This is a genomic window from Pseudomonas sp. NBRC 111138, assembly GCF_001320835.1.
GTDB classification, from domain to species: Bacteria; Pseudomonadota; Gammaproteobacteria; order Pseudomonadales; family Pseudomonadaceae; genus Aquipseudomonas; species Aquipseudomonas paracarnis.
In genome coordinates, this window is record NZ_BCBO01000164.1 from 1 (window position 1) to 11,028 (window position 11,028).

The 11,028-nt window shown below is 60.8% G+C and carries 3 protein-coding genes and 1 pseudogene; all 4 read left to right on the top strand.

Features of this window, described 5'->3' with window-relative positions; translation table 11 throughout:
- Positions 1–236, top strand: a pseudogene (locus APH41_RS26715) (PgaD family protein); the annotation flags it as partial.
- 455 nt (positions 237–691) lie between these two features.
- A complete protein-coding gene (locus APH41_RS26720) occupies positions 692–2,413 on the top strand; it encodes a ShlB/FhaC/HecB family hemolysin secretion/activation protein (RefSeq protein ID WP_054922463.1) in 1,722 nt (573 codons plus the stop codon).
- Between the two features lie 30 nt (positions 2,414–2,443).
- Positions 2,444–10,600: a DUF637 domain-containing protein gene (locus tag APH41_RS26725; protein WP_082430510.1), complete on the top strand. Its 8,157-nt coding sequence runs from the start codon at positions 2,444–2,446 to the stop codon at positions 10,598–10,600.
- Positions 10,597–10,998, top strand: a complete 402-nt coding sequence (locus APH41_RS28950) for a hypothetical protein (protein WP_054896839.1) — start codon at positions 10,597–10,599, stop codon at positions 10,996–10,998. Before APH41_RS26725 ends, APH41_RS28950 begins: the two co-directional genes overlap by 4 nt.
- The last annotated feature ends 30 nt before the right edge of the window (positions 10,999–11,028 follow it).

Below are 11,028 nucleotides of genomic sequence, written 5' to 3' on the forward strand. Positions count from 1 at the left end.
ATCGCGGGCGCAAATTCGCCCAGCGCCGCGCCGAGGCCAATGCGCTGAGCGACCAGCACCTGAGTGAAAGTTTCAACTTGGGCGACGGCGACCTCGAACAACTGCGCCGCCCCGGCGTGCTGGTGATTCACAACGATGAAGAGGGCGGCGTCGAAGAAGTGAAGTCCCACGTCTCCCGCGACGTCGAACGCCCCGGCCTGACCCTGGTACCCGACAAAGACAAGGGCATTATGTAGGAGCGAGCTTGCTCGCGAAAAACGCCAGCGATAACGCGTGCTTTCTGAATAAACGCGGCGCCTGTGAGTTTTTCGCGAGCGAGCTCGCTCCTACAAAATGGCGCGAGTGCTCCCCACCTGATTCAACGCACGTGTCGCAATTCCGATAAATGGGATCCAATTCACAAAACCCCCGCGAACTTTTCCCCCTTCTCCGGTACTAACCTAACTCGGCGAACATCTGATGGCTAAGTAATGGCAGTCGGAAAGTCATTCGTCGAATCACCATCAAAACAGTTGCCGCTTGTCGGAATAATCACCGTAAGTGCCCGACTTAAACTCTTTTGATGAAAAATTATTATTAATAATCAAAAGGTTAGAAAACTAATCAGTCGAACGGCCCCACGTCGCCCGTTTCTAGGCGGGCTGGAAGTTCGATGTTAGTTTCGCGGCCCTTGATTTTCGATGGATCGAACATGTCTTCGTTATTGCCACGGACCCGGTTACTGCTCTGCACCCTCCTGCTCACCTGCATGGGCCTGAACAGTGCATCCGCCGCCCCCACGCCTGGCGATCAAGACTTGATCCGCGACCGGCAAAACCGCTTGCTTGAAGAGCAACAGCGGCGCCTCCAGGAGCTTCAGGATCTGCCCGGCAAAGCGGACAAGCCCCAGGCCCCGGCAACCCCTGCCGACACCCGTTGCTTCCCGATCAAAACCATCGAACTCAAAGGCGCCGACAGCCTGCCGGCGCCCGACCGCGAGCGCTTGCTCAAGCCCTACATCGGCCAGTGCCTGGGCGTGTCCCAGCTTAACGACCTGCTCAAAACCATCACCGACTACTACCTCGGCAAAGGCCGCGTCACCAGCCGTGCCTACCTGCCGCAGCAAGACCTCTCCAGCGGCCATCTGCAAGTGCTGGTGGTGGAGGGCAAGCTTGAAGCCTTGCGCAGCGCCGAAGGCAGCACGGTGACCGATCGCGAGCTGGCCATGGCGTTTCCCGGCAAGGTCGGCGAAGCACTGAACCTGCGTGAAATCGAGCAACTGGTGGACCAGCTCAACCGCCTGCCGTCCAAACAAGCGCAGATGGAGCTGACGCCTGGCAAGCAAGTCGGTGGCAGCGACGTGGTGGTCAAGAACACCGCGCAAAAGCCCTGGCGCGCCAGCCTGTCGCGCAACAACGATGGGCAGAAAAGCACCGGCGAACAGCAATGGGGCGCTGGCTTTGAGTGGGACAGCCCACTGGGCCTGGGTGACCAACTGATGCTGCGCGGCGGCCACGACGCCATCAGCGACCACCAGAAAACCTCGAAAAACACCATGCTCTACTACAACCTGCCCTGGGGCTGGTGGAACTTCAGCTACACCTACAGCGAGAGCGACTACCGCACCTACGGCGTGACCGACGGCTTCAAATTCAAGCAGGACGGCGACAACCAGAACCACCAACTGCGCGCCGAGCGGGTGATCCATCGCGACGATGTGAGCAAGACCTCGGTCAACGTCGGCCTGGCGCACCTGCGCACCAACAACTACATCCTCGACGCACGCACCGAGGCCAGCAGCAACCGCCTCAGCGAACTGCAACTGGGCGTCAACCACGGTCGGCGCATCGGCAGTGCCTTCGTCAACCTGGACCTGGGCATGCAAAGCGGCATTGGCCTGCTCGACGCCCAGTCTCAAGACGAGCGTGACCCGCTCGGTCGGCGTCAGCCCAATTCGCGCTACCGCAAATACACCGCCACCGTCAGCTACCTGCAACCGTTCAGCCTGTGGGGCGAGTCGTTCAGCTTCAGCAGTTTGGCCACCGGCCAACGCAGCGAAGACATTCTGCTTTCGCCCCAGCGCATGAGCCTCGGCGGCTCGGCCTCGGTGCGCGGTTTCAAGGACCAGTTGCTGACCGGCGACAGCGGCGGCTACTGGCGCAACGAAGTGCGCTGGGCACGCCCGGTGACCCTCGACTGGATGCGCCCGGCCTTCGCCGAATACGGCGCCAGCGTCGGTTATGACCAAGGCGTGATCCGCAACGACCGCTACAACGACAACGTTCATGGCCGGGTGTCCAGCAACTCCCTGGAGCTGTTCGCCCGTGGCAAACACGTCAGCACCAGCGTGACCTTTGCTCATTCGCTGGAAAGACCCGGTGTGGTGACCGAGCGCGAAGCGCCGATCTACTTCCGCATGGATTTTTTCCTGTAATTCAACGCCCCGCTGCATGAGAGCCTGACAATGGATGTTCGCCAATTCGCCTTCCTGGCCCGCCAACCTTCTGCCGCCCTGAAGCGCCGGGACGCGTTCTTCGGCCTGCCCAAGCGCGGGATGGCGTTGATCCTTGCCAACGCACTGTTCTGGCAGCCGCTGCTGGCCCAGGCCGAGGGCATTGTGGTCAGTGCGCCGGGCACCACCGTGGGCGCGGCGGGCAATGGCGTGCCGGTGGTAAACATCGCTACCCCCAATGGCGCGGGCTTGTCCCATAACCAGTTCAAGGACTACAACGTCGGCCCCAACGGCGTGATCCTCAACAACGGCAACACCGCCATGGTCAACACCCAACTGGGCGGGATCATTGTCGGCAACCCCAACCTCAAGGGCGGCGCGGCGAACGTCATCCTCAACGAAGTCAATGGCGGCAGCCCCAGCCAGTTGCGCGGCTACACCGAAGTGGCGGGGCAGTCGGCCAAGGTCATCGTCGCCAACCCGTACGGCGTGACGTGCAGCGGTTGCGGCTTTATCAACACCCCCAACGTCACCCTCACCACCGGCAAACCGGTACTCGATGCAAGCGGCCAGTTGCAGCGCTATGAAGTGGATGGCGGCGCCGTGACCATCGACGGCCAGGGCTTGAACGCCAGCAATGTCGAACGCTTCGATATCATCACCCGCTCGGCCAAGATCAACGCACAAATCAACGCCCGCGAACTCAACGTGATCGCCGGGCGCAACGACGTCGATGCGCAAAGCCTGAAAACCACCGCCCGTGCCGATGACGGCAGCGCCAAGCCCGAGCTGGCGATCGACTCCTCGGCCCTGGGCGGCATGTATGCCGGCGCGATCAAACTGGTGGGCACCGAGGCCGGTGTGGGCGTGAAGCTCGACGGCACGCTGGCGGCCAGTGGTGGCGATATTCAGCTCGACGCCAACGGGCGCCTGAGCATGGCGCAGGCGGCGGCCACCGGTAACGTCAAGGTCACCGCGCAAAACGTCGACCTCACCGACAAGGTCTACGCCAACGGCAACGTGCAGGTCACCAGCGCCCAGGCCCTGGTCAACCGCAAGAGCATCGCCGCCGGCCAGCGCATCGAAATCAACGCGGCCAGCGTGAACAACCCCGGCATCATCGAAGCCGGCGTCGCCGCCGATAACAGCCGCAACACCACCGGCGATCTGGTGGTAAACGCGCAAACCGTCACCACCAGCGGCAACCTGTTGGCCAGCCGCGCACTGGCGATTACCGCCGCGCAGGCGCTGACCAACCAGGGCGCGATCATCCAGGCGAAGACCGTCGAGGTCAGCAGCGCCAAACTCACCAACCAGGGCGCCAGCGCTCGCCTGTTTGGCGAGCAGAGCCTGGCGATCAACTCGCCGGCCATCGTCAACCTCGGCGGCCTGATCCGCTTCGGCGAAGGCCAGGCCGCCACGCTCAACAGCGCCTCCCTGGACAACCGCCAGGGCCGTATCGAAATGGCCGGCGGCAGCCTGGTGCTCACCAGCGCCGACCTGAACAACAGCGGCGGGCAAGTCATCGCCAACGACCTGACCGTCAACGCCGGCAGCCTGAACAACCAGAACGGCGTGCTGGTGGCCAAGACCGCCACCGTCAATGCCAGCAACCTCGACAACAGCCTCAAGGGCCTGATCCAGGCTGACGGCGGCGCGCTCAACCTCGCCGTTACCAACACCTTCAATAACAATCAGGGGTTCGCCCAGGCCAGCACCGATCTGAACGTTAAGGCCGGCACCCTCAGCAGCAACGCAGGCGGCGTACTCAGCGCCGACACCGGCAAGCTCACCCTCACCGCCGCGCAACAGCTCAACAACGCCCAGGGCCGCTTGCAGGCCGGGCAGGGCGATATCGAACTGCACGCCGCGAACCTGGATAACCAGAGCGGCACGATCGTCGGCAAACAACTGCTGCTCGACGTGGCCGGCGGCGACATCGACAACCGCGCCGGGCGCGTGTTGGGTGACCACCTCGACGTACGCGCCTCGGGCCTCGACAACCGCAACGCCGGCCTGCTGGCCGGTGGCGCCCAGGGCGTAAGCCTGCTGCTCAAGGGCCCGGGCCAGTTGCTCAACGCCCAGGGCCGCATCCAGAGCGAAGGCTTGCTGCAACTGCAAGGCGAGCGCTTGGACAACAGCGCCGGCATCCTGCTGGGCCAGACCGTCGACGTCACCGCGCAGACCTTCATCAACAGCAACAAAGGCGCGCTGGTCAGCGATGGCGGCGACGTGGTGCTCAAGGTCAGCGACCTGCTCACCAACATCGGCGGCCAGATCGACGCGGGCGAACGCAGCGTGCTGGTCAAGCAACTCACCACCCTCAACAACGACGGCGGCACCCTGCGCGGCAAGCGCCTGGACATCGCCGCCCAGCACCTGAACAACGACAACGGCCAACTGCTGGCCGGCGCCGAAGGCCTGAGCTACAGCGGCCAGGATGTGAGCAACCGCAAGGGCCTGATCCTCAGCGGCGGCGCCCTCACCGAACTGAACACCACCCGCCTGGATAACCAGGGCGGTACCGTGCAGGGCGACAGCCTGAGCGTCACCGCCAACAGCGTCGACAACGCCAGCGGCGGCCTGATGGCCAGCCTGGTCGGTAACCTGCAACTGACCGTAGAAGCCCTTGCCAACCGTGGCGGCAAACTGTTCGGTAAAGAACAAGTGACCGTCAGCGGCGCCAGCCTCGACAACAGCGCGGGCGGCCAGATCAGCGGCAACCAGCTCAACCTGACCTCACGCGACACGCTCACCAACCAGGGCGGCCTGATCGAAGCCAACCAGGGCCTGAGCCTCAACGGCGGCAACCTGGACAACAGCGCCAGCGGGCAACTGCGTGCCCTGGGCGGCGCCAGCAGCAGCCTCAACCTCAGCGGCGCGCTGAACAACCAGAACGGCACCCTCGAATTCGGCAGCCAGGCCTTCAGCCTCGACGCGGCCAGCTTCAACAACCAGAACGGGATGCTGCAACACGCCGGCACCGGCCTGTTCCACCTCAACACCGCCAGCCTCGCAGGCAGCCAGGGCAATATCCAGGGCATGGGCAGCGCCGACTGGGCATTCGGCAACGTCGATGGCCTGGGCCGCGTGCAACTCAACGACGCGCTCACCTACAAGAGCGACCAAGGGCTGGCCCTCAAGGCCGGTGACCGCATGGCCAGCGCCAAGGGCTTGATCCTCAACGTGGCCAGCCTGGACAACGGCGGCGAACTGCTCAGCGACGGTGACATCAGCATCACCACCGGCGATATGAGCAATAGCGGCCGCGTCTCGGCCCTGCAAACACTCACCGTCGCCGCCAACAACCTCAGCCAGAACGGCGGCCGCCTGGCAGCCACCAATGCGCGCCTGACCCTGGGCGGCACCCTGGACAACCTCGGCTTCCTCACCGCCCGCCAGCAACTGGACATCGCCGCTGCGCAAATCAACAACCGTGGCACCCTCGGTGCCCAGGGTGCAGTGAACCTCACCGCAGTCAACGGCATCACCAATGCCGCCGACACGCTGCTGTTCAGCGGCGGCGACATGACCTTGCGCAGCAATGGCTTCAGCAACAGCTATGGCGATGTCTACAGCAAAGGCAACCTGAGCTTCGCCGCCCGCGATGGCGGGCGTGCCGTGCTGTTCAGCAACCGCTCCGGCACCGTGGAAAGCGAAGGCTCGATCGCCATCAATGCGGGCTTTATCGAAAACGCCAAAGATGAATTCGAACTCGGGCAAACGCTGACCACCGGCAGCTTGAGTTGGATCTGTGGCCAGCACTGCGGCGAGAGCGACAACTGGGAACGCGGCGAGATCACCATCTACGAAACGTACCTCGAGGCGGCGACCAAGGACTCGGTAGCGGCGCGCCTGGTGGCGGGCAAAAACATGCTGCTGCAAGGCGACAACGTGCAGAACCGCTACAGCCTGATGGCCGCCAATGGCGACCTGAGCATCACTGCCGGTGACCTGCTCAACCAGGGCGCCGCCACGCGCACGGGCCAGCGCAAGCTTGTCATCGGCACGCCAGGTCACGTCTCCGACGATTTGTTTGAACGCATGCAATACGTCGACGTGCCCGCGTTCAATGCGGCCACGGCGGCCGGGAATTTTGATAAGGCGCGCTTCGAAGAACTCAAAAGCCGCTCACCCAACAGCCTGCCGTTCGCCTACGCAAGTGACGTCACCACCTGGACCAACAACAGCGGCCCCGGCTACGACGCCACCCTGCAAGCGGGCGGCACGGTCAACCTCAACGTCGCCCGCACCCTGCAAAACGGCACGCTGCACAACAACACCCTGGCCCAGTTGACCGGCACCCTCGGCGACGACCAGACCGGCATCCCCGTCGGCGGCATCAACATCAACCTGAGCAAACACGCCAACGACCCGAGCGCCCAGGCGCCCGGCAGCGTATTGCCCGTGGTAGGCGTGGCCCCTGGTGGCGGCTTCGTGCCCGTGGACTACACCGGCACCGCGTTTGCCCCGGTCGACCCCACCACCTCGCCCACCTTCCAACTTCCCAAGGGCGAGTACGGCCTGTTCGTCAAAAACGCCGACCCCGCCAGCCACTACCTGATCGAAACCAACCCCGAGTTCACTTCCGTATCGGGCTTCCTCAGCTCCGACTACCTGCTCGGCAAGCTCGGCTTCAACGCCGACAACGCCTGGCGCCGCCTCGGAGACGGTCAGTACGAAACCCGCCTGATCCGCGACGCCGTGCTCGCGCAAACCGGCCAGCGCTTCCTCGCCGGCGGCCTGTACAGCGACGCCGACCAGTTCCGCTACCTGATGGACAACGGCCTCGCCAGCAAAGACGCCCTGCGCCTGAGCCTGGGCGTGGCCCTCACCGACCAGCAAGTCGGCGCCCTGACCCACGACATCGTGTGGATGGAAAACCGCGTCATCGACGGCCAGACCGTGCTCGTACCGGTGCTGTACCTGGCCCAGGCCGACTCGCGCAACGTGCGCGGCAACAGCCTTATCCAGGGCCGCGACCTCAACCTGGTCACCGGTGGCGACCTGATCAACGTCGGCACCCTGCGCGCCAGCAACAACCTCTCCGCCATCAGCAGCGGCAGCATCTACACCGGCGGCCTGGTCGAAGCCGGCAACAACCTCAACCTGCTCGCCCAAGACAGCATCCGCAACGCCATGGCCGGCGAAATCCGCGGCAAACAAGTCAGCCTCACGGCGCTCAAAGGCGACATCACCAACGAGACCACCGCCATCCAGGTACGTGACGGCGCCGGCATGCGCACCCTCACCGACACCAGCGCCGGCACCATCGTCGCCCGCGAAAACCTCGCCATCGACGCCGGCCGCGACCTCACCAACCGAGGTGCCCTGGTAGCGGGCAACGACGCTAACTTAACCGCCGGCCGCGACCTCAACCTCATCGCCGCCAGCGACACCCGCGTCAAACACGAGACCCGCGACGGCGGCGAGAAATCCAGCATCACCACCGACGTCAAAAACCTCGCCGCCAGCGTCACGGCGGGCGGCAACCTCAACATGCAGGCCGGGCAAGACGTCAACATCATCGGCAGCACCGCCACCGCCGGCAAAGACCTCAACATCGCCGCCGGCCGCGACCTCAACGTCGCCTCGGTCAGCGACATGCACAACGTTGAGGGCAAGGAAAAGGACGGCAAAAAACGCATCAAGACCTCGGACGACCAGACCACTCAAGTGGCGAGCGTGCTGACGGCGGGTGGGGATTTTGTCAGCCAGGCGGGGCGTGACACCACGATCGTGGCGAGCAGGATCAGCGCGGGGAATGAGGCTTATCTGTATAGCGGGGACAAGTTGAGTTTGTTGGCTGCGCAGAACAGCACCTACAGCCTTTACGACATGAAGGAGAAGGGGGGCTGGGGCGCGAAGAAGACCAAGCGTGATGAGGTGACCCACGTCACGAATGTGGGGACTGAGATCAAGACTGGTGGTGATCTGTCACTGGTCAGTGGCGGTGATCAGTTGTATCAGCGGGCCAAGCTTGAGAGTGGTAACGACCTGGCGATCACCAGTGGCGGTGCGGTGACGTTCGAGGCAGTCAAAGACCTGCACCAGGAGAGTCACGAGAAAAGCAAGGGTGACCTGGCTTGGACCAGCGCCAAGGGCAAGGGTAATACCGACGAGACGTTGCGCCAAAGTGAGTTGAAGGCACAGGGTGAGTTGGCGATCAAGGCGGTTAACGGGCTGAAGATCGACATTAAACAGATTGATCAGAACACGGTTAGCCAGACGATTGATGTGATGGTCAAAGCAGACCCACAGTTGGCTTGGTTGAAAGAAGCCGAGAAGCGTGGGGATGTGGATTGGCGGCAAGTGCAGGAACTGCATGATTCGTTCAAGTACAGCCATTCCAGCTTAGGCCAAGGAGCCATGCTGGCGATCATCATCGTAGTGACAGTTTTGACGGCTGGGGCCGCAAGTAGCGTCGCGGGCGCTGCTGCGGGTGCCAGTGCCGGGTCTGGTACGGCAATGGCTGCGGCAGGCAGTTCGGCTATGGTCTCAGCTGGTACGGCGGTTGGGACCGCAGCAGCCGGTTGGGGCAACGTTATGGCAACTGCTGCGTTAACTTCAGTTGCCAGTGGAAGCACCGTCAGCTTCATCAATAACGGCGGAAACATCGGTGCAACTTTTCAAGACATTACGTCAAGCAAAGCCTTGAAGGGGTATGCAACTGGGGCGTTAGCTGCAGGTTTTACCGCTGGCGTGCTTGATCCTGCGTTTGGTGTAACTGGCGACAACGTCAATCACATTACAAAAGGGTTTGACCTCAGTTCCGCGTCTGACATCGGTAGGTTTGCCGTCTATTCGGGGGCGCAAGGAGTTGCCCAAGCAAGTTTAAGCACTGCTATTCAAGGCGGTAGTTTTGGAGACAATCTCGGTAGTTCCCTACGGTCGCAGTTGCAGAGCACGTTGCAAGCGGTCGCCTTTAACGCTGTAGGCGATTACTCGAAAGGCCAAAAATGGTCAGAATCAGGGCCTCAAAAAATCGCTCTGCATGCTTTGGTTGGCGGGCTTTTGAGTGAAGCTGGCGGCGGCAGTTTTGCTACGGGCGCTCTCGCTGCTGGAGCTAACGAAGCACTGGTAACCTCACTGGCGAAAGTGGTAGATGGCGATCCAGCGTTGTTGCTAGCCGCTTCGCAATTGGTCGGAATTGCGGCCGCTGGTGCGACTGACGGTGACGTGCAGAAAGGTGCTGAAATCGCGAAAAATGCCACGGCCTATAACTACCTAAATCACCATGAAGTTGATGATTTAGTTAAGGATTTGAAAGGGTGCCGTGGGGCAGCCAGCCCTTCATCCTGCCGTAGCGATGTGGCTACTAAGTACGCAGGAATCAGCGATAAGAAAACTGGCATTACGCTGCTGAAGTGTGATGATCCTACGAGTTGTAATGCGCAGCGCCTAGACGTGGAGGCGGGTAATGCAGCGCTGGATAAATATGATCAGAGCGGCGGGCTCAACAAAGCAGAACAGTCTATCGTTCGGGGCTTCCAAGATAAGAATCAGGACGACACGCGCCTCGCGGTGCAGCAAACTATGAAGGGTGATCATGCCGAAATGGTTGGCATGATGTTCGGCGGTGGGTTAGGAGGGGCAGGTAAGGTTGCTGGGCGAGTCGTTGAAGGAGCAGAGTTAGGAGCAGCCAAAGGCGCTGCGTCTAAGAATGCAAACGCAACAAGCATGTTTACGGATTCCGAAACCGCTGCACTGGCCGAGAGGAATGTTATAGAAGGGGCGGCTAAGGGCGCGGCTCCGAAAGTAGCCGCAGAGGGAAAGGTAGGTGGACAAACCTTCCAAGACGTCAATCAGACCTCTCGTCCGCTCAACGAGGCAGACCCGAAAATACCTTCGTTGATCACGGATAGGATTGCAGATAAAGCTGCTACGAATCCTGGCAAGCTTTATCCAAACGGAAATATGAAAGATGCCCACGCAGAAATAGGTGTGATTCAGCAAGCATATAGCTCTGGTAAAACTGCGGGGGCGGACATGTCCATGACGGTCGCAGGAAAAGATGTATGCGGTTTCTGCAAAGGTGACATTGCTGCTGCCGCAGAAAAAGCTGAGTTGAAATCGCTCACCGTGAAAGCTATAGATGATAAAACGGGACTTCCGAAAAACTATTACTGGGAGTCAGGCATGAAGTCCATTAAGGAGAAAAATAGATGATAATTGGAGGGTATACACTTAATCCTGAACACGGTAGATTGCAAATCCCTCTTGTTCGCCAACCGTCCCTGGAAGATGTGAAGTCCATTATAAGCAAGTATAGAAAATTTGACGGTGTCGCTTCGTTGTCTATTTCACCGACGCCTGAATATGGACCGTATGAAATCAATCTTTACGCTGATTCTGGAAATTATCTTTTGATGCTAAATCAATACCTTGAAGATGGTGAGCACGTCGTGCGTACTCTTAATAATACGTCGATGGGGACAAGTTCAGTTGAGATTTTGGGCGACTATTACCCGGCGAGTTTCATAACTAGAGATATAGGTGTCGTTACTTCTTGTTTTCAAGAGTTTTTGAATTTTGGTGATGTGAGTTCGTTCGTCTTGAGTGCATAGAAATAATAAAAATGTAATAAAAGAGTAAAA

Bases quoted from the DNA above. Each gene is read 5' to 3' on its own strand.
- APH41_RS26720 (WP_054922463.1), top strand. From the start codon at position 692: ATGTCTTCGTTATTGCCACGGACCCGGTTACTGCTCTGCACCCTCCTG.
- APH41_RS26725 (WP_082430510.1), top strand. From the start codon at position 2,444: ATGGATGTTCGCCAATTCGCCTTCCTGGCCCGCCAACCTTCTGCCGCC.
- APH41_RS28950 (WP_054896839.1), top strand. From the start codon at position 10,597: ATGATAATTGGAGGGTATACACTTAATCCTGAACACGGTAGATTGCAA.